Consider the following 20,223-nt stretch of genomic DNA (forward strand, 5'->3'; position numbering starts at 1 on the left):
TACGGATCCGCCGCCCGCGGCTGATCGGAGCCGGGGTGGACCGCGGGTGGAACCCGACGCGAGGGGCCCTCCACCCGTGGGTGGAGGGCCCCTCGCCGACGGTTTCGCTCAGGCGTCGATGCGCGAGCGGTCCAGGGTGGCCGCCGAGTCCACGATGAACTCCTTGCGCGGCGCCACGTCGTTGCCCATCAGCAGGTCGAAGACCTTCTCGGCCTGGTCCAGGTCGCCCAGGTTGATCCGCCGCAGGGTGCGGTGGCGCGGGTCCATGGTGGTCTCGGCCAGCTGGTCGGCGTCCATCTCGCCGAGGCCCTTGTACCGCTGCACCGGGTCCTTCCAGCGCAGGTTCTTGCGCTGGAACTCCAGCAGGGTGGAGCGCAGCTCGGCGTCCGAGTAGGTGTAGTGGTACTTCTCCTGGCCGCGCTTGGGGTTGGTGAGCTCGATCCGGTGCAGCGGCGGCACGGCCGCGAAGACCCGGCCCTGCTCGACCATGGGCCGCATGTAGCGCTGGAACAGGGTCAGCAGCAGGCAGCGGATGTGCGAGCCGTCGACATCGGCGTCGGCCATGAAGATGACCCGGCCGTAGCGGGCCTGGTCGATGTCGAAGGTGCGGCCCGAACCGGCCCCTATCACCTGGATGATCGCCGCGCACTCGGTGTTCTTGAGCATGTCGCTCACGGACGCCTTCTGCACGTTGAGGATCTTGCCGCGGATCGGCAGCAGGGCCTGGAACTCGGAGTTGCGGGCCAGCTTGGCGGTACCGAGCGCGGAGTCCCCCTCGACGATGAAGAGTTCGCTGCGCTCGACGTCGTCGCTGCGGCAGTCGGCCAGCTTCGCGGGCAGCGAACTGGTCTCCAGCGCGGTCTTCCGGCGCTGGGCCTCCTTGTGCTGGCGGGCGGCGACCCGGGTTCGGGCGGCGGCCACGACCTTCTCCAGCACCGCCCGGGCCTGGACCTTCTCGTCCCGCTTGCCGGAGGTGAGGAAGGTCTTGAGCTCCTTGGCGAGGACGGCCGCGACGATCCGGTTGGCCGCCGAGGTGCCGAGCACCTCCTTGGTCTGGCCCTCGAACTGCGGCTCGGCGAGCCGGACGGTGACCACCGCGGTCAGGCCCTCGGTGGTGTCGTCCTTGGTGACGTCGTCCTCGGCGACCCGGAGCAGCTTGGTGGCCCGCAGCACCTCGTTGACGGTCTTGGCCAGCGAGCGCTCGAAGCCGGTGACGTGGGTGCCGCCCTTGGGGGTGGCGATGATGTTGACGAAGGAGCGCAGCGTGGTGTCGTAGCCGGTACCCCAGCGCAGCGCGATGTCCACCCCGAGCTGCCGGGTGACCTCGGTCGGCGTCATGTGCCCGAGCTCGTCCAGTACCGGCACGGTCTCCTTGAAGGTGCCCTCGCCGTGCAGCCGCAGCACGTCGCTGATCGGCTTGTCCGGCGCCAGGAACTCGCAGAACTCGGCGATCCCGCCGTCGTAGCGGAAGGTGCTCTCGTCGACCCGGTCGCTCTCGGTGAGCCGTTCGTCACGCACGAGGATGGTCAGGCCGGGGACGAGGAAGGCGGTCTGCCGGGCCCGGTTGTGCAGGTGCTCCAGCGAGAGCTTGGCGTCCTTGAGGAAGATCTGCCGGTCCGCCCAGTAGCGGATGCGGGTGCCGGTGCGGGCCTTGGGCACCTTGCGGGCCCGGCTGAGGCCGTTGGCCGCCTCGAACGGGGCGTCCGGGCCGGCCTCCGTGAAGATGCCGGGGGTGCCGCGCCGGAAGCTGATCGCGTGGGTGTGGCCGCCGCGGTCGACCTCGACGTCCAGCCGGGCCGAGAGCGCGTTGACCACGGAGGCGCCGACGCCGTGCAGACCGCCGGAGGCCGCGTAGGAGCCGCCGCCGAACTTGCCGCCGGCGTGCAGCTTGGTCATCACGACCTCGACGCCGGACAGACCGGTCTTGGGCTCGACGTCCACCGGGATGCCGCGACCGTTGTCGCGGACCTCGACCGAGGAGTCCTCGTGCAGGACGACCTCGATCCGGTCGCAGTAGCCGCCCAGCGCCTCGTCCACCGAGTTGTCGATGATCTCCCAGAGGCAGTGCATCAGGCCACGGCTGTCGGTGGAGCCGATGTACATCCCGGGGCGCTTGCGGACCGCCTCCAGACCCTCCAGGACGAGCAGGTGCCGAGCGGTGTAGTTGGAACCGTCGTCGCCGGCCAGCAGAGCGGACGGCACGGTCGTTTCGGCACTCACGCGGCACTCTCCTCGGTGAAGTTCTGTCTCATCGGTCACATCCGGCACATCCAGCACATGCGGCACGTCCGGTACACCCGGCACACCCGAACAGGTCCGGAGCGTCCGCCAGTGCAGCACATCGCACCGACAGCCGTCCCCCTCCGTGTGCGCACCCCTCCGCTGTGTGCACAGCACGACGGGCCGATCCCGCGCAGCTTGTACGCGCTCCGCGAACAAGAGCCGCGCCGGATTCGGGACGCCGGCGCTCCATCTCCTCCCGGTACCACCGTTCCTGGCGGACCGTGGAACCGGGCACAGGCTCCGGAACTGCCGTTATGCAGGCTACCGGGGCCCGGGACGGGGCTTATGCTCCAACCCAGCAGAGGATTATGCTACGCGGACTCCCGCACCCGGTTCCGATCGGGCGTTCGAGCCGCGGGCGGATCCTGGGATCCGGTACGCATGAACCACCGGCCCCCGGGGCACGTCCTCATCAACGACAGCAGAATCCTCAGAGAAGAAAAGCCACGAGCGGGAACGTTTTCGGCCTGGTTGGATGTTGACCCTGGTACGACAGCTCGTCGAGCTAGAGAAGAGGCGACGTGACTACTGTTCTGACCCCTGCGAGCCCGCTCACCGCGGCTGACCGCTGCGACCGCTGCGGCGCCCAGGCTTACCTGCGCGTCGTACTCGCCAGCGGTGGAGAGCTGCTCTTCTGCGCCCATCACGGCCGGAAGTTCGAGCCGGAGCTCAAGAAGATCGCCGTGGAGATACAGGACGAGAGCAACCGCCTCGGCACCACCGCCGCCACGGCCAACGAGGACGAGCGCTGATTCCGAGCGCCGACAGCAGCAGACCGACGTCGAGCTGTGTCCGGTAGCACACCGCGTGCGACCGGGTGAGCCGGGCGACCGCCCTCCCTGGGGCCGGTCGCCCGGCTTCGTCATTCCCGGACCGGTGTTCCCGGACCCGCCGCTCCCGGAGCCGGCGCGCTCCGCGCCGTCCGCCGTCTCCAGACCGGAGGCGGCCCGATCGGGCGGCGGTCCGTGCCCGTTCGGCTACAGCAGGGAACGGACGGCGTCGGAGACCGAGGCGATCCTGGTGTAGACGCCCGGGTGGGCGGCCTCGGCGCAGCCCGTCCCCCAGGACACCAGCCCCGCGAGCCGGCCCGCGATCACCAGCGGCCCGCCGCTGTCGCCCTGGCAGGCGTCCTTCCCGCCCCGCTCCTCGCCCGCGCACACCATGCCACGGGCGTCGAAACGCCCGTCCTGGCCGCCCGGGTACGCCTGGGCGCAGGTCCGGTCCGCGATGACCGGCACGTCCACGCCCCGCAGCTGGGGCGAGTAGTCGCCGTGGCCGGTGGTGTCGCCCCAGCCGTAGACCCGGGCCGGCGTCCCCGGGCGGTACGGTTCGGTCTCGCCCTGGCCGACCAGGTCGATCACCGGTCGGCCCCCCTGCGACTCGGCGAGGGTGAGCACCGCCACATCGTTCATGTTGGTGGTGAAGGAGTAGTCGGGGTGGACCCGGACCTCCCGCACCTCCACCTCCCGGCCGACCGTGCCACGCAGGTCGTCCCGGCCGACCACGACCCGCAGCCCGGGCCGGTCCACCTGGTGCCCGCCGGACTCGTCGTAGAAGCAGTGCGCGGCGGTCACCACCTTGGTCGGGGTGACCAGGGCTCCCCCGCAGAACTGACCCGAGCGGCCGGAGCCGAACTGCTGCCGACTGGCCAGGGCCACCACCCAGGGGTGGTCGCCCGTGCTCTCGGTCGTTCCGCCGACGATCCGCCCCTGCGGTCGGGCCTGTGCGGCGGCGGTGGCCGGGCCGAGGACCAGCAGCGGCGCGGGCAGCGCGGCCAGCAGCGTCAGCACGGCGGCCCGGCGGTACCGGGACGGCCGGGCGGGAGCGGGGCGGGCGGCGCGGGGCGCGGCGGTCGGCGGGTCGGCGCGGTCCGGGCGGTCCGGGGTGGGCGGCACCGTGTCTCCAGGTGGCTCGGCAGCAGGCAACCGCCACAGCGTAGGTGACCGGCCACGCTCCGCCACCGCTCGGAACGGCATCGCCACCCGGACGAGCGACAACCGCCACCCGGACGGTGACGCCCACCCCTCCCGAACAGCCGGAAGGCCCGGAGCACGAAGCTCCGGGCCTTCCGGTCGAACCGCTGGTGCCGAACCGTCGATCAGTCCAGGTAGTCGCGCAGCACCTGGGAGCGCGACGGGTGGCGCAGCTTGGACATGGTCTTCGACTCGATCTGGCGGATGCGCTCACGGGTGACCCCGTACACCTTGCCGATCTCGTCGAGCGTCTTCGGCTGACCGTCCGTCAGGCCGAAGCGCATCGAGACCACGCCCGCCTCGCGCTCGGACAGGGTGTCCAGCACCGAGTGCAGCTGCTCCTGGAGCAGGGTGAAGGAGACCGCGTCGGCCGGGACGACCGCCTCGGAGTCCTCGATGAGGTCACCGAACTCGCTGTCGCCGTCCTCGCCGAGCGGGGTGTGCAGCGAGATGGGCTCGCGACCGTACTTCTGGACCTCGATGACCTTCTCGGGGGTCATGTCGAGCTCCTTGGCCAGCTCCTCCGGGGTGGGCTCGCGGCCCAGGTCCTGGAGCATCTGGCGCTGGACGCGGGCCAGCTTGTTGATGACCTCGACCATGTGCACCGGGATACGGATGGTGCGGGCCTGGTCGGCCATCGCGCGGGTGATCGCCTGACGGATCCACCAGGTCGCGTAGGTGGAGAACTTGTAGCCCTTGGTGTAGTCGAACTTCTCGACCGCACGGATCAGACCGAGGTTGCCCTCCTGGATGAGGTCCAGGAAGAGCATGCCGCGACCGGTGTAGCGCTTGGCCAGCGAGACCACCAGGCGGAGGTTGGCCTCCAGCAGGTGGTTCTTGGCCCGGCGGCCGTCCTCGGCGATGATCTCCAGCTCGCGCTTGAGCTTGGGAGCGAGCTTGTCGGCGGCCGAGAGCTTGTCCTCGGCGAAGAGGCCGGCCTCGATCCGCTTGGCGAGCTCGACCTCCTGCTCGGCGTTGAGCAGCGGGACCTTGCCGATCTGCTTCAGGTAGTCCTTGACCGGGTCCGCGGTGGCACCGGCGACGGCCACCTGCTGGGCCGGGGCGTCGTCCTCGTCGTCGTCGGAGAGGACGAAGCCCTCCGACTCCTCCTCCGGAGCGTCACCCTCGGCGGCGGGCTTGTCGCCGGGCAGGGCCGCGTCCTCGAGGGTCTCCTCCTCGCCGAGGGTCTCCTCCTCGCCGCCCTTGCCCGCGGTCTTGGCGGTTGTGGTCTTCTTGGCGGCGGCCTTCTTGGCCGGCGCCGCGGTCTTCTTGGCGACGGCCTTCTTGGCCACGGCCTTCTTGGCGACGGCCGCCTTCACCTCGGTGCCGACGGTCGCCCCCTCGACGGTGATCTCGGCGGAAACGGTGCTGACCGACGCGGCGGCGGCCGCGACCGTCGGAGTGGAGACGGGCGCACCCGGCGCGATGCGCACGGGCGGCTTGGTCGGGGCCGACGGAGCGGCCGGGTTCCGGGTGGTGACCGCCTTGGTCGCGGTGCGCTTGGCGGGGCTCTTGGCAGCAACGCTCTTGCGCTTGGCGCCGGCCGGTTCGGCCGCGCTGACCATGAGGTCCACCCCCTCCTCAATCAGAACCTGGTTGAGGCTGCGCATGACGTTCTTCCACTTGGTGACCGGGATCTGGTCCGCCTCGAACGCCTGGCGTACGTCGTCACCGGCGATCTGCCCCTGGGCCTTGCCCCGCTCGATGAGCGCCAGCAGAGCCGCGGACTCGGCGATCTCGGGGGGAAGCGAACGGGATGTGCTGGCCGACACGAACAACCTCTCGGACGATGAGTGGACTCGAACCCGTACCGGCCGCCCGAGCGGGCGGGGAAGGAGATCGCGCGTCGGGCACGCGGTGTCGATTCCGACCGACTCGGGTTTGAGGACTGGGTTTGCAGGACGGCAGCAGCGCCGCGGACCAACACAGCATTCTGACGTGTTGGGTTATTCCGGAGCTGCTCCCGCTCAGGAGACATCGCTGCCGCTCGTCAAGTGTTACGCATGGCCTTCGTGTCGCGGGTCACACCGGTCGGTGGTCGCGGCCCGGGGCCGACCTCCATCATCCCCCACCCGCGACCCAACCATTCACCATGGACACGCCATTCCACTCATCGGCGGGTGTCGAACGGCTCCGGGCCGCCCTCGGGGCACCCCCTCCGTCCCCTCAGCCCCCTCCGTCTCCTTTTCGTCCCCCACCTCGTCCGCCCCCACCGCTCCGCGTTCGGTTCCGTTTCCGTTCCCCATTCGGTTCCGCGCTCCGGTCCGTGTTCGGTTCCGCGCTCCGGTCCGTGTTCGGTTCAGCGCTCCGGTCCGCGCTCCGGTCCGCGCGGCCCCGGGCGTACGGAGGCCCCCCGGCCGCACCGTGGCGGCAGCCGGGGGGCCGGGGGTCGCGAGGGGGACTGCGGGAGGCCGCTGGGTGATCACCGACGTCGGATCACGACGGGACGGGTCGGAGGACGGATCGGGGAGCGGATCGCGGGGCGGGACGGCGGTGTCCGGTCGCCGGGCGGTCCGCTCAGTGCTCCCGGGGTGCCGGGACGGACGGCTCGATCTCCGGGTGGGCGGTGAGCAGCGCCCGCATCGTCGTCTCGGCGGCGCCGCCGTCGCCGGAGCCGAGCGCGTCCACCAGCCGGGCGTGCATCCCGACCGAGGACTCCGAGGGCCGCTCGCAGGAGGTGGCCGGCCCGCCGGACACCTGGAGCGCGCAGGCGACGATCCCGGAGAGGTGCTCCAGCATCCGGTTCCCGGCCAGCTGCAGGATGAGCACGTGCAGCTCGGTGTCGGCCCGGGCGTAGGTGGTGAGGTCCGCCTGGGCGCAGGCGTGGCCCATGATCTCGACCAGCTCGGCCAGCCGCTGCTGGACGTCCTCCCGGCCGTGGCCGGAGGCCAGCCGGGAGGCGAGCGGCTCGATCGCCCAGCGCAGCTCGAACAGCTCCCGGCGCTGCTCGTCGCGCTGCGGGCCGAAGGCGCGCCACTCGATGATGTCCGGGTCCAGGAGGTTCCAGTCGCTGACCGGGCGGACCCGGGTGCCGACGTTGGGGCGGGCGCTGACCAGGCCCTTGGCCTCCAGCACGCGCAGCGACTCACGGACGACGGTGCGGGAGACCTCGAACCGCTGGCCGATCTCCTCCGGGACCAGCGGCCGGTCGGCGCCGAGGTCGCCGGAGACGATCATCTGGCCCAACTGCTGGACCAGCTGGCCGTGCAGGCCGCGGCCCCGGCTGCTGGTGGTCTTGCGGCCGACCCGGGCGAGGTCCGACTCGGCGCCCTCCCAGCGGGGCGCCGGCGGGATGGGCCGGTCGGCGTAGGAGTAGCGGTCCAGGTCGGCGGAGCCGGGGATGGCCCCATCGGCGGAACGGGCGGGGGTCATGGTGGGGTGCGCAAGGGTACTCACAGCTCCTTTGTCGGCGATCCGCGGGCACAGCTTGAGAATTCTCGTGAAAAGCACACGAAAGGGTGATCGCCCGTGACTGGATAATTGACTTCTTATCAGGGCGAACCACTCATTACGGTCACCCTTGGTCGATCTTGGCGAACCGCCCCGGCCCCGCCGCGGGCTCAGAGCGCCCGGCGCCGGGCCTGCACCACCAGGGTGACCAGCAGCAACACCAGCACCGGCGTCGCCACGGCGGCCAGCAGCGCCGGATCGGTCAGCGCCGGGGCCGCCGGCACCGCACCGCCGCCCGCAACCCGGCCGTCCCCGCCGTACACCCATCCGTACGCCCACTCGATCCCCGACGGGAACGGCAGCAGCTCCGCCGCCCGGGCGGGCCAGGGCGTGCCGCTCCGCCGCAGCACCAGCGCCACCGCGGACTCCAGCAGCGGCGGCAGCGCGCAGAGCAGCAGCACCCCGGCGGTGGCGCTCCGGGTCAGCGCGGCGGTCAGCACCCCGGTCCAGCCCGCGGCCACCACCAGCAGCACGAAGGCCAGCAGCGCCGTCGGCGCCCCCTGCCCCGCCAGCAGGGCCAGCGGCGCCGCCACCGGCGGCAGCACGCCGAGCCCGCCCGGCCCGGACGGGGCCAGTGCCTCCGCCACCCGGGCCGACAGCGCGGCCGGGTCCGACCAGGCTGCCACCGCCACCCCGGCGGGCAGGGCGAAGTGCACGGTCAGCGCGTCGACCAGCAGCGTGACCAGGGCGAGCAGCGCCGCGAAGGCGCCGGTCACCGCCAGCTTGGCCGTCAGCAGCCCGACCCGGCGCGGGTACGCCACCTGGGAGGCCGCCAGCCCCCGGTGCCGCACCTCGTGGCCGTACGCCAGCGCGCCCAGCACCCCGGCGCCCAGCGCCGCGAACGGCAGCGGCACCAGCGGCACCGCCGCCGTCAGCAGCCGCACGGCGGCCGCGCCCCCGAGGGCCCGGTCCGTCACCTGACCCGCCAACAGGCCGGCGACCACCGCGTCACCGATCACCACGAGCCCCAGCAGCAGCCAGGTCGAACGCAGGCCGCGCACCCGGCGCAGCTCATAGGCCAGAACACGCACGGTTCACTCGCTCCGAAGGTCAGAGGTGACGGGAACAACCGGGCCCACCGGGTCCACCCCGGCCGGATCCGCCCCCGGTGGGGCCGGCCGGTCGGGTGCGGGACGCCCGGACCCGTCGGGCTGCGGGCGGGTGACGCGGCCCAGGCGGACGGTGTCGTCGCCGAGCAGTCCGCCGGCCGGGGGCCCGCCGGCCGTCTCCACCGGGCGCTCGTGGACCTCGGTCCCCGGCGCGGCCGCCGGGGTCTGCGCCGATCGCGCCAGACCGGTCAGTCCGTCCCGGAAGAGCCGGTCCACCGCGACCACCGGGGAGGTCTCGTCCTCGCGCCGACCGCCGCTCCGGCGGCCGGTCCACACGCTTCCACCGGCCGTGCCAGCCACCTCAGCCGCCCCGGACGAACGCCGGGCGACGGCCCGGGCACCGCGGCGGGGCCCCGGCGCGGTGCCCGCCGCGGTGCCGGGCGCGGCCGCGGCCGTCACCGCCGACGAACCGCCGACCGGCGGACCGGCCGCGGTCACGATCGAGGACGAGGGCGAGGACGAGGACTGGGACCGGGACTGGGACCGGGACACGGCCGGGGACGGCGCGACCGGCAGGGCGAGGGTGGGGGCGGCCTCCAGGTCCCGGGCGGCGGCCGCGGGCCGGGACTGCGCCACCGGCATCGCCATCGTCCGGTCGGCCTCCTCGGCCTCCCGGGCCCGCCGCGCCGGCCCGGCCGGTGCGACCTGCCCGGCTCGTACGGGCGCCACCGCCACCGCGTCCTCCGGCACCGGCATCTCCGCCGTGTGGGGCGGCCGGGGGTGGCCCGGGACCGCCGCGACCACCCGCAGCTCCGCCCGGGGCGCGGGCCGCTCGGAGACCCGGTCGGCCAGTTCGTGCAACAGGATGCCGTGGCGGTAGGCGAGTTCGCCGATCTCGGTCCGGCCGACGCCGGACACCGCGAGTTCGGTACCGCCGGCCCGCCGGACCTGCGCGCCCTGACCGGCCAGCAGATCGGCGAGCCGGGCCATCTGGGGACCCCGCACCGCGACCTCCGGACTGAGCCGGGTGCGCCGGAACTCCGCCACCGACTGGTCCGCGGCCGTCCGCCCCCGGTCCAGGGTCACCACCCGGTCGGCGAGCTCCGAGACCTCCTGCGGGGTGCGGGTGGTGACCAGGACCGTCCCCCCGTCCGCCGCGAAGGACCGCAGGAAGGCGTGGAACCACTCCACGTTGCGCGGCGACAGGCCCTCGGTGGGCGCGTCCAGGAGCAGCGTGCCGGGCTCGCCGAGCAGAGCCGCCGCGAGGGCGAGCCGCCGGTGCATGCCCGGCGAGAAGGTGCGCAGGCGCTGTTCGGCGACAGCCGCGAGCCTGGTCCGCTCCAGGAGTTCGTCCGCCCGCCGGGCGGGCGCGCCGACGGCGGCCGCCAGCATCCGGAGGTGCCCCCGGGCCTTCCGGCCGGGGTGTCCGGCGAGGTCGGCCGCCCCGGGAGCGTCGACGGGCCCGGACAGGACCACGCCGACCTCGCGCTCCGGCCGGCGCAGCCGACGGTAGGTGCGGCCGTCGAAGAGGGTGACGCCCCGGCCCCGTTCGAGTTCCAGCATCAGCCGCAGGGCGGTCGACTTGCCCGCCCCCTCGGGGCCGAGCAGGGCCGTCACCGCGCCCGGGCGGGCCTCGAAGGTCAGGTCCAGCAGCGCCGGGGGGCCTCCCCCTCGGTGAACCTTGGTCAGTCCGGTGATCTGGATCATCGCTGGCTGCTCCCATGCCCTCGGCCGACCTGGTCCGCGCCGCGCCGGGTCGCACCCGCACGGTTCCGCGCCAGCACATTAGGGGCCCGCGCCGGAGATTCCGGGCATTACGGGAGCGCCACGGGCCGACCGCCCGCACACCTCACCCGATCAGGGGACAATCCGATCCTGCGACCGAGACCCGGGGCCGGACGGGGTTCGGCCGGACGGGGCCCACCGGGTGCGGCCCGGGCCGGGCGCCGGCCCGACCGGGGAGCTCCGGCCGCGACCGCGACGAGCGGGCGGCTCAGGACTCCGGGCGCAGCATCGGCGGGTTGAGCACATTGGCCCCGCCGGAGGTGAACAGCTGTGCCGGGCGGCCGCCCTGACGGGTCGTCGTCCCCCCGGAGGGGAGCAGGAAGCCCGGGGTGCCGGTGACCTTGCGGTGGAAGTTCCGCGGATCGAGCACCACGCCCCACACCGCCTCGTAGACACGGCGCAGCTCGCCCACGGTGAACTCGGTCGCGCAGAACGCCGTCGCCAGCGAGGAGTACTCGATCTTGGAACGGGCGCGTTCCACCCCGTCCGCCAGGATCAGCCCGTGGTCGAAGGCGAGCGGGACGCCGTCGTCACCGTCCGGGCCGAGGAGTTCGGTGACCGGGGCCCAGCGGGCGCCGCTCGCGTCACCGCCCGCGCGGGGAGTCGGCAGGTCGGGCGCGAGGACCAGGTAGGCGACGCTGACCACCCGCATCCGCGGGTCGCGCTGGGGGTGGCCGTAGGTGGCGAGCTGCTCCAGGTGGGCACCGGCGGCACCGGGCCCGGCCGCGTCGTGCCCGGGGGCGGAGTGGGCCCGCAGGCCGGTCTCCTCCGCCAGCTCCCGCGAGGCCGCCTCGGCCAGGCCCTCGCCGGGGCGGACGAAACCGCCCGGAAGCGCCCAGTAGCCCTGGTAGGGCGGCTCGCCCCGGCGGACCAGCAGGGCACAGAGCGCGTGCTCGCGCACCGTCAGCACGACCAGGTCGACCGTGACTGCGAACGGGGGGAAGGCCGACGGGTCATAACGCGACATGGCGACGATCATAGTCGTCTTTCTGACGATAAGCACAGGCCCGCGTACGGACCGTGCTGGGACGCCCTCCCGGCCGTCCGCCGCCCGCGGACCGGCGCGGTCCGGACCGCGCGGGCGGGGCGAGCGGCGGTGACGACGCCGGTGGTGGTGGCGGTGTCGACGGCACCGGTGTCAGCGGGCCACCAGCTGGAGTTCCGCGGACGCCTCCTCGACCATCGCCACGCCGATCCGGCTGACCCGCACCGAGAACGGCTCGCCGGCGACCCGCAGTCCGGTCAGCTCCAGCTCCCCGAGCGGCGCGGTGCTGACCGGGCGGACCAGCACCCGCCCGCCGGGAACGTCCGGCCGGACCCCGGCGAGCGCGAACACCGCGTACGCGGCCCCGGCGGACGAGACCGCGGCCGGCCGGCAGGCGCCCGGGTGCGGCACCGGCGGGGAGCCCGGCGTCCACTGCTCCCCCGCGTACATCTCGGGCAGACGTCCCTCGAAGTGGGCCGCCGCCGCGAGCAGCCCCTCCAGCAGGGCACCCGCCTCGTTCTCGTGGCCGGCCTCGGCGAGCCCGGCGATCGCGAGTGCCGTCTCGTGCACCCGCACCGCCCCGCTGCGGTGGCCGAGCGGGTTGAACCGGGGGGACTTGGCGCTGAGCGTGCGCAGCCCCCAACCGCTGTCCAGCTCGGGGGCCGCCAGCCGCTGGGCGAGCAGCCTGGTCTGCTCACGGTCCAGCAGGGTCTCGTGGCGGCCGCCGTCGGCGGCGAGGCCGGCGTCGAGCAGATGGACCAGGGCGGCGGCCACGGCGGGCAGGGGTTGCCCGCCCGGGGCGAGCCCGGCGGCCGGACGGCCACCCGACAGGTCGTCCACCCAGAACCGCTCGCGGAACCGGCCGCGCAGGGCCGCCGCCCAGCCCCGCCACTCCTCCGCGCCGGGCCGGCCGAAGGCCGCCAGCAGGTCGGCCCCGTGCAGGGCCGCCCGGTGCGCCTGGGCCTGGACCTCGGCCCTGGCCGGCACCGGGTGGGCGGCGCGATCCTCGACCGGGCGGCTCAGGTCGGTGACGAAACCGTCCACCAGGCCCTCCCGCAGCGCGCCGAGCGCGCGCTCGGCCGCCGGGAGGAGTTCGGCCACCTCAGCCCGGGACATGCCCCACCGCCATGCCTCGGCCAGCACGGTGACGAACAGCAGGGTGGCCTCGGTGGCGGTGCAGGTCGGCGGCAGCTCCGGGCCGCCGTGCCGCAGCGCCCCGGGCAGCAGGCCCTCCGGGCGGTGGCCGCCCTGACCGGGCCCGCCCGCCCCACCGGCGGACTGCTGCTGCTGACGGCGGGCCAGGGCGCGCAGGGTCCCGGCGGCGAGCCGGGTGCCGAGCGGCAGGGCCATCCGGGCCGCCCAGAGCGCGTCGGCCGGGGCGAGGCCGAACCGCCAGGGCGCGCCGGACGCCAGGTAGAGGTCGGTCGGCCGGTCGGGGTCGGCGAACAGCAGCCCGCCGAGGGAGTCCAGGGAACGGGACACCACCAGGGCCACGCGCGGGTCGTCGCAGCGCACCTCGGGCTCGGCCCAGGGCAGCGGGACACCGGGGCCGCGGCCACCGGGCGGGCGCGGGGCGGGCACCGTGCTCTCCAGCTCGGCCCGGAGCTCGACCGACCAGCGCGCGCCCGGCTGGACGTCGAGGTCCCACCGCAGCACACCGGCACCGGCCAGTACGGCGTGCGGCGAGGGCTGGGCGCTGACGGTGGCGCTGTGGGTGGGACCCGCCCAGCGCAGACCGGCGGACTGGACCTGGCCCGGCAGGTCCGGGGAGCGGTGACCGGCGGCGATCTCGGCAACCGGGCCGAGGTCGGTGGAGAGCGCGATCTCCAGCGGCAGCCGGGCCGGGCGGCCGCCGGCGTTGCGCACCGTGACGGTCTCCACGCCGTCGGCGTGCCGCAGCCGCTCGACGGTGAGCGCCGGGTCCGGATCGAGGTCGCCGGGGAGGCGGACGGCCCCGAGGAAGCGGGCCTGGGCGGCGGTGGTCAGGGTGCCCTGGAGCGGGAGCGGTTCGATCCCGCCGAGCCGCACCTCCATCCGGGCCACCACCCGGACGCCGGAGCGGTAGAACCCGTGCAGGCCGTGCCCGCGCAACTGGCCGTCGGAGTCCGAGGCGGCCATCGCCGGCGCCTTCACGCACAGCACCGCCTGGTGGACCGCGGCCGGCTGCGGGCGCGGCGGCGCGGACCTGGCCGGACCACCGGGGCCGGCCGGGTGGACCTGGTCCGGCCGGCCCGCCGGTCTCGGCGCGCCGACCACACTCTCGGCCGGTGCGGCCTGTGGCGGCCTCATCGCGGTCACCGGACTCTCCTCCCCTCGGCGGTCCGGTGGCCGGTCAGGCCGATGGGCCGCGAGCATGCTCGATCGCGTGCTGGTTGCGGACCGGTGGAAGCCCCCGCCGGTCCGTGCCGTGTCTGGCCGTACCCGGTGCCGGGCCGTGCCATGCGGTGCCGGGCACCGAGTCGGTACCCGCCCCGCGTTGTCGGTCCCCGGGCGTCCTCGCGCCCGGAGGGCCCCCGCCTCTCCGGTGTCCGGTCGGGCCCGACGGTCCGACCGCACCCCACCGCCGGCCCGGAGCCGGTGGGCGCGCTCCGCCCTGGTGACCGTCGGACGGCGGCCCGTACCGCGCCCCGTCCGACGGAGCCGTCACCGGTCCCGGTCCGCAACGCGCGGGGCGTTGGCGCCCGGGCGCAGGGCCCCCGGGGTCAACGCCGGAGACCGGTCACAGGTCACGCCCGCCGGGCGACCGGGGCCCGCCCGGTGCACCGCGACCGCGCGCTGCCCGCCGGGGCTGCCGATCCGTGGTCCCGGCCCGGCCGCACGGGCCGCCGGGTGGGCGGTCGCGGGCGGCTGCCGCCGGGGGCGGCCCCGGGCCGCGGCCAGGATACGGTGCGGGGGTCGCGACCCCGCCACCGGCAACCCCGGTCAAGGCCGACGCGACCGCTGTGACCAGCAGAGACCGAGGAGTTGTATGTCGACCGCCAGCCGGCTGCCCGGGATTGCCTTCACCGACCACGTCTTCCAGGTGCCGCTCGACCACGCCGCCCCGCAGGGCGAGCAGATCGAGGTGTACGCCCGCGAGGTGGTGGCCTCGGGCCGGACCGCGGACACCGACCTGCCCTGGCTGCTGTTCCTCCAGGGCGGCCCCGGCGGCAGGGCCGGCCGACCGCTCGGCCGGGACGGCTGGCTGGAGCGCGCGCTCGACGACCACCGGGTGCTCCTGCTCGACCAGCGCGGCACCGGCCGGTCCACTCCCGCCACCCGGCAGACGCTGGCCCGGCGGGGCGGGGCCGGGGAGCAGGCGGAGTACCTGGCGCACTTCCGGGCCGACTCGATCGTGCGGGACGCCGAACTGATCCGCCGCCGGCTGCTCGGCGACGACCGCCGCTGGAGCGTGCTCGGTCAGAGCTTCGGCGGCTTCTGCACCCTCACCTACCTCTCGATCGCTCCCGAGGGACTGGACCGGGCCTTCGTCACCGGCGGACTGGCCGGTCTGCGCAGTTCCGCCGACGACGTCTACCGGGCCGCGTACCCCCGGGTCGTCGGCAAGAACGAGGGTCACTACACGCGGTTCCCCCAGGACGTCGACGCGGTGCGGCGGATCGCCGGACACCTCGCCGCGACCCCGGCCACCCTCCCCGACGGCGGACTGCTCACCGTCGAGGCGTTCCAGGCCCTCGGGATGCTGCTCGGCACCGGCAGCGGCTCCGGGACCCTCCACTACCTGCTGGAGGACGCCTGGGTGGAGGGCACCGAGGGCCCCGAACTCTCCGACACCTTCCTCGCCGGCGCCCAGGCGCAGCTCTCCTTCGCCCAGGGCCCGCTCTACGCCGTCCTGCACGAGTCGATCTACGGCCAGCGCTCGGTGGACCCGGCCGGGACCGCCTGGTCCGCCGAGCGGGTGCGCGCGGAGTTCCCGGAGTTCGACGCCCGCGCCGCGCTGGAGTCGGGCGCGCCGGTGCTGTTCAGCGGGGAGATGATCTACCCCTGGATGTTCGACACCGATCCCGCGCTGCGCCCGCTGAAGGAGACCGCGGAGCTGCTCGCCGCCCGTGCCGACTGGCCCGACCTGTACGACCCGGCCGTGCTCGCCGCCAACGAGGTGCCGGTGTTCGCGGCGGTCTACCACGACGACATGTACGTCGACACCGCCGACTCGCTGGAGACCGCGCGGGCCGTGCGGGGGGTGCGGACCTGGATCACCAACGAGTGGGAGCACGACGGCCTCCGGGTCAGCGGCGGCAAGGTGCTGGACCGGCTGATCGCGATGGCGCGCGGCGAGGTGTAGCGCGCCCCCGCCCGGTGCCGCCCGGAGGTCACCGCGCACGGCACTGCCCCCGCTCCGCCCCGCAGGCGCCCCGACGGCGGCGGACCCCGGAGCGGACGGCCGCCGCCGCGGGCGCCGGACCGGGGATCCGTGCCCGGCGGGGCCCGCCCCGCCGCTCCGGGGGACCGCCGCCGGTACCGGACCGGGCGGCGCCTTCGCCTTTCCCTCCGGCCTTCCGGACAGCCCCGGCGGCTCCGGTGGCCCGCCCGCTCCCCTCCGGCTCCGCACCGGCCCGCTCCGCCCTGTCCGGGCCGGACGGGTGGCCGGGGGGCTCCGCGGTACCGGCGGTCTCGGCGGTACGGGTGGCGGGCCCCGGCGGGACGTCGGCGGGCGTCGAGCCCGAGACCGGGCGACCGCGCCGCCGTCGACGCCGCCGGGCCTTCCCCGGCTCGGGGCCTCCCGCCCCCGCGCCATCGGGCCCGGGCTCCGCCGCTCCTCCCCCGGCCGGGTCGGCGCCGGGGCCGGACGCGCCACCGTCCTCCGGCCCGGGGGCCGAGGTCCGCGCCGACTCCTCGGCCGCCGCCACCTCACCCTCCGCCCGCTCCCGCTCGGTGCGACGGCAGCGCTCGTCCTCGATGCTCGCCAGCAACACCTCCGGCGCGTGCCCGGCGTTCATCGACTCGTAGAGCAGCTGCGCGAGCAGGTAGCCGGGGGCGCGGCGGAGCGTGTGGCCCAGCACCACCCGCGCGGTCGCGGCGTCCCCCGCGACCCAGGACACCCAGGCCAGCAGGGTGAGCGGCGGGGCTGCGAGGCGCTCGTGGGGCGCGACGCAGCGGGTGACCAGGAAGGTCCAGAGCCGCCGGACGGGCGCGAGCTCGGCCGGCCGGGCGTACTCGGCGGCGCGGTCCCGCAGGACCCGGTCCTGGAGCGCCAGCAGCAGCCGGGCCGCCCGGTCGTCGTCGAGCGAGACGGCCCCGGCCATGAAGTCGGCCACGGCCGTGTCGAGCAGCCGGGCGCCCTCCCGCCGGTCGGGCCGCCGCCCGCCCGGGGCGGTCCCCGGTCCGGCCCCGGCCCGGGCGAGGGCCGCCCGCGCGGACTCCGCCCCCGGCGGGCCGATGGGGGCCAGCCCGGCCAGGATCTCCTTGCGGCTGCCGCGCGGCGCCAGACCGGCGAAGGTCGCCGCGACGGCGACCGGGCCGGGCCCGGGCTCGCGCCGGATCGGGTGTCCCCCCGAGCCGCAGCAGCCCTCCCGGGTGCAGAGGTAGGACCACCAGCGGCCCGCCGAGACGCAGAGCGACTCCTTGACCCGCACGCCCCGGATCTCGAAGGACTGCCGCAACCGCTCCGCGAGCGGCCGCAGCCGCTCCGCCACCGGCGGACCGTGCTCCCGGCCCGGCCCCCGCCCGGCCGGATCCTGGCAGAGGTAGAGGAGCACCTGGACCGGCCGCTGCTCCTGACGCTCGGAGAGCCGCACCAGGAGGGCGGCCGTCTCCTCGGCGGCGGAGGGCCAGTCGGCCGCGGACTCGGGGAGGTCCAGCCGGATCACCCCGCCCTGGTGCAGACCGGGCGGCTGCAGCCCGACGGCGACGATGCTGTCGTCGGGGAAGAAGCCGAGGAGGAAGGGCAGCGCCTCGGCCATGTCGGCCGGGCTCCGCATGGTGATCGAACGGCCGCCGGGACCGTCGCCGAAGGGAAGCACGATGTGTTCGTTGGTCATGGCCCGAAGGTTGTCCCGATTTCCCGCGGCCCCCGAAAACCTTCTCAAAATCTGTGGATAAACCCGGCCTGTGAATAACTCCTCCCTCGTTCGGCGTAGGGCCGGTCCACTCTCCCGGGGGAAAAATGACGGCCGTTCAGCAGAAGAACGGATGAAATACCTCCGGACTTCGACCTCTCCTCACCCACCGCCGTTCGCCCGCTGTCGGTCGCTCGGGGTTTCATGGACGCCATGGAGCAGCCGAAGACCCACACCACCGCCACCACCGCCGACCGGGCCGAGGTCCGGACCCGGGCCGAGGCCGTCCTGCGCGAGCTGGCAGGCCCCGGCGCCACCCTGCGCGAGGACCAGTGGACGGCCATCGAGGCCCTGGTCGTCGACCACCGCCGGGCCCTGGTGGTGCAGCGCACCGGCTGGGGCAAGTCCGCCGTCTACTTCATCGCCACCTCCCTGCTGCGCGCCCGGGGCGCCGGCCCGACGGTGATCGTCTCGCCGCTGCTCGCCCTGATGCGCAACCAGGTGGACTCGGCCGCCCGGGCCGGGATCCACGCCCGCACCATCAACTCCGCCAACACCGACGAGTGGGACGCCGTCCAGGCCGAGGTCGCCGCCGGGGCCGTCGACGTCCTGCTGGTCAGCCCCGAGCGGCTGAACAACCCCGACTTCCGCGACCACGTCCTGCCCAAGCTCGCCGCCTCCACCGGCCTGCTGGTGGTCGACGAGGCCCACTGCATCTCCGACTGGGGCCACGACTTCCGCCCCGACTACCGACGGCTGCGCACCATGCTGGCCGAGCTCACCCCCGGGGTCCCGGTGCTGGCCACCACCGCCACGGCCAACGCCCGGGTCACCGCCGACGTCGCCGAGCAGCTCGGCACGGGCGCCGGCGACGAGCACGCCCTGGTGCTGCGCGGCCCGCTCGACCGCGAGAGCCTCACCCTCGGCGTGCTCGCCCTGCCCGACCCGGCGCACCGGCTGGCCTGGCTCGCCGACCACCTGGACCGGCTGCCCGGCTCCGGCATCGTCTACACCCTCACGGTCGCCGCCACCGACGAGGTGACGGCCTTCCTGCGCGAGCGCGGCTTCCCGGTGGCCTCCTACTCCGGCCGCACCGAGGACGCCGAGCGCCGCACCGCCGAGGCCGACCTGCTGGCCAACCGGGTCAAGGCGCTGGTCGCCACCTCCGCCCTCGGCATGGGCTTCGACAAGCCCGACCTCGGCTTCGTGGTCCACCTCGGCTCGCCCAGCTCCCCGATCGCCTACTACCAGCAGGTCGGCCGGGCCGGGCGCGGGGTCGACCGGGCGGAGGTGCTGCTGCTGCCCGGTCGCGAGGACGAGGCGATCTGGCGCTACTTCGCCTCGCTCGCCTTCCCGCCCGAGGAGCAGGTCCGCCGCACCATCGACGCGCTGGCCGAGGCCGGCCGACCGCTCTCCACCGCCGCGCTGGAGCCCCGGGTGGACCTCCGCCGCGCCCGGCTGGAGACCATGCTCAAGGTGCTCGACGTGGACGGCGCCGTCCGCCGGGTCAAGGGCGGCTGGACGGCCACCGGCCGGAGCTGGGAGTACGACAGCGCCCGCTACGCCAAGGTGGCCGCCTCCCGGGAGGCCGAGCAGCGGGCGATGCGCGAGTACGCGACCGGCGGCGGCTGCCGGATGGAGTTCCTGCGCCGCCAGCTGGACGACGAGGAGGCCGTGCCGTGCGGCCGGTGCGACAACTGCGCCGGGCCGCTGCACGGGCCCGAGGTCTCGGCCGAGGCGCTGGAGGCGGCCCGGGCGGCGCTCGGCCGGCCCGGCGTCGGCTTCGAGCCGCGGCGGCTCTGGCCCACCGGGATGGACGCCCTGGGCGTGCCGCTCAAGGGCCGCATCCCGGCCGGGGAGCAGGCCGAGACGGGCCGGGCGCTCGGCCGCCTCTCCGACATCGGCTGGGGCAACCGGCTGCGGTCCCTGCTCGCCGACCAGGCCCCGGACGGGCCGGTCCCCGGCGAGGCGGTGGACGCGCTGGTCACCGTACTGGCCGACTGGGCGCGCGGGCCGGGCGGCTGGGCCGGGCCGGAGGCGGCCGACGGCGCCCGGCTGGACCGGCCGGTCGGCGTGGTCACCATGGCCTCCGCGTCCAGGCCGCAACTGGTCGGCAGCCTCGGCGCCAGGATCGCCGAGATCGGGCGGATGCCGCTGCTCGGGCGGATCGAGTACGCCACCGGTCAGCCGCCGCACGGCTCGCGCAGCAACAGCGCCCAGCGGCTGAACTCGGTGGCGGGCGCGCTCACCCTGCCGCCGGAGCTGGCCTCGGCGCTGGCGGCCGCCGGCGGACCGGTGCTGCTGGTGGACGACCTGGTCGACTCGGGATGGACGGTCACCGTGGCCGCCCGACTGCTGCGCCGGGCGGGGGCGAGCGCGGTCCTGCCGCTCGTCCTGGCGGTCCAGGGCTGACGGCGGACACGCGCCCGCTCCGACACGGGGACGACACGGGGACGGCGCGAGGACGGCGCGGGGACCGCGGGGGTCCGGCGCGGGCACCGGAACGGCCGGGGAGGACGAACGGCGGGAGAGCGGGAGCAGCGTGCGGACGGGCCGGCGGCAGGGCCCCTGAGCCGGCTGGTTCCGCCGGACGGATCAACGGGTGACGGTCGACGGAAAGGAGGAACGGAGGTGTCGGAGATGCTTCGGAGCGCGCTGCGACGCGGCCGGAAGGCGGTCCGGAGGCGTACCGGCCGGTT

At 75.1% G+C, this 20,223-nt stretch carries 12 protein-coding genes; 3 read left to right on the forward strand and 9 right to left on the reverse strand.

Annotated elements, in window-relative coordinates:
* Positions 1–108: 108 nt before the first annotated feature.
* A complete protein-coding gene (locus ACIQ9P_RS30585; protein ID WP_402363239.1) occupies positions 109–2,220 on the reverse strand; it encodes a type IIA DNA topoisomerase subunit B in 2,112 nt (703 codons plus the stop codon).
* Between the two features lie 584 nt (positions 2,221–2,804).
* Between ACIQ9P_RS30585 and ACIQ9P_RS30590 the strand changes: the two genes are divergently transcribed.
* Positions 2,805–3,035 (forward strand): hypothetical protein, encoded by a 231-nt coding sequence (locus ACIQ9P_RS30590; RefSeq protein ID WP_266274372.1) that lies wholly within the window; start codon positions 2,805–2,807, stop codon positions 3,033–3,035.
* Between the two features lie 225 nt (positions 3,036–3,260).
* Here ACIQ9P_RS30590 and ACIQ9P_RS30595 read toward each other — a convergent pair whose 3' ends face one another.
* From ACIQ9P_RS30595 to ACIQ9P_RS30625, 7 genes are all read right to left on the reverse strand, one after another.
* Positions 3,261–4,070 (reverse strand): S1 family peptidase, encoded by an 810-nt coding sequence (locus tag ACIQ9P_RS30595; RefSeq protein WP_402363445.1) that lies wholly within the window; start codon positions 4,068–4,070, stop codon positions 3,261–3,263.
* Between the two features lie 311 nt (positions 4,071–4,381).
* Positions 4,382–6,034, reverse strand: coding sequence for an RNA polymerase sigma factor (locus ACIQ9P_RS30600; protein ID WP_402363242.1), 1,653 nt, complete (start codon positions 6,032–6,034; stop codon positions 4,382–4,384).
* Positions 6,035–6,773: 739 nt separating this feature from the next.
* Complete coding sequence (locus ACIQ9P_RS30605) at positions 6,774–7,706, reverse strand: FadR/GntR family transcriptional regulator (protein ID WP_402363245.1); 933 nt, start codon at positions 7,704–7,706, stop codon at positions 6,774–6,776.
* Between the two features lie 110 nt (positions 7,707–7,816).
* A complete protein-coding gene (locus ACIQ9P_RS30610) occupies positions 7,817–8,737 on the reverse strand; it encodes a hypothetical protein (RefSeq protein WP_402363248.1) in 921 nt (306 codons plus the stop codon).
* Positions 8,738–8,740: 3 nt separating this feature from the next.
* Complete coding sequence (locus ACIQ9P_RS30615) at positions 8,741–10,462, reverse strand: ATP-binding cassette domain-containing protein (protein WP_402363251.1); 1,722 nt, start codon at positions 10,460–10,462, stop codon at positions 8,741–8,743.
* Positions 10,463–10,748: 286 nt separating this feature from the next.
* Positions 10,749–11,507, reverse strand: a complete 759-nt coding sequence (locus tag ACIQ9P_RS30620) for an NUDIX domain-containing protein (protein WP_402363254.1) — start codon at positions 11,505–11,507, stop codon at positions 10,749–10,751.
* Between the two features lie 171 nt (positions 11,508–11,678).
* On the reverse strand, positions 11,679–13,814 hold the full coding sequence (locus ACIQ9P_RS30625; RefSeq protein WP_402363447.1) for a glycogen debranching N-terminal domain-containing protein: 2,136 nt from the start codon (positions 13,812–13,814) through the stop codon (positions 11,679–11,681).
* Between the two features lie 679 nt (positions 13,815–14,493).
* Here ACIQ9P_RS30625 and ACIQ9P_RS30630 point away from each other — a divergent pair.
* Positions 14,494–15,810 carry an alpha/beta fold hydrolase gene (locus tag ACIQ9P_RS30630; RefSeq protein ID WP_402363257.1) on the forward strand — a complete coding sequence of 439 codons (1,317 nt, stop codon included), beginning with the start codon at positions 14,494–14,496 and terminating at the stop codon, positions 15,808–15,810.
* Between the two features lie 28 nt (positions 15,811–15,838).
* Here ACIQ9P_RS30630 and ACIQ9P_RS30635 read toward each other — a convergent pair whose 3' ends face one another.
* Positions 15,839–17,506: a DUF4192 domain-containing protein gene (locus tag ACIQ9P_RS30635; RefSeq protein ID WP_402363260.1), complete on the reverse strand. Its 1,668-nt coding sequence runs from the start codon at positions 17,504–17,506 to the stop codon at positions 15,839–15,841.
* Positions 17,507–17,737: 231 nt separating this feature from the next.
* Between ACIQ9P_RS30635 and ACIQ9P_RS30640 the strand changes: the two genes are divergently transcribed.
* The gene (locus ACIQ9P_RS30640; RefSeq protein WP_402363262.1) at positions 17,738–19,936 is read left to right on the forward strand and encodes a RecQ family ATP-dependent DNA helicase; all 2,199 of its coding nucleotides are present in this window, start codon (positions 17,738–17,740) and stop codon (positions 19,934–19,936) included.
* Positions 19,937–20,223: the final 287 nt, after the last annotated feature.

This window comes from Kitasatospora sp. NPDC094019 (genome assembly GCF_044764505.1).
Classification (GTDB): Bacteria; Actinomycetota; Actinomycetes; order Streptomycetales; family Streptomycetaceae; genus Kitasatospora.

Bases quoted from the DNA above. Each gene is read 5' to 3' on its own strand.
- ACIQ9P_RS30640 (WP_402363262.1), top strand. From the start codon at position 17,738: ATGGAGCAGCCGAAGACCCACACCACCGCCACCACCGCCGACCGGGCC.
- ACIQ9P_RS30620 (WP_402363254.1), bottom strand. From the start codon at position 11,507: ATGTCGCGTTATGACCCGTCGGCCTTCCCCCCGTTCGCAGTCACGGTC.
- ACIQ9P_RS30625 (WP_402363447.1), bottom strand. From the start codon at position 13,814: ATGAGGCCGCCACAGGCCGCACCGGCCGAGAGTGTGGTCGGCGCGCCG.
- ACIQ9P_RS30635 (WP_402363260.1), bottom strand. From the start codon at position 17,506: ATGACCAACGAACACATCGTGCTTCCCTTCGGCGACGGTCCCGGCGGC.
- ACIQ9P_RS30615 (WP_402363251.1), bottom strand. From the start codon at position 10,462: ATGATCCAGATCACCGGACTGACCAAGGTTCACCGAGGGGGAGGCCCC.
- ACIQ9P_RS30630 (WP_402363257.1), top strand. From the start codon at position 14,494: ATGTCGACCGCCAGCCGGCTGCCCGGGATTGCCTTCACCGACCACGTC.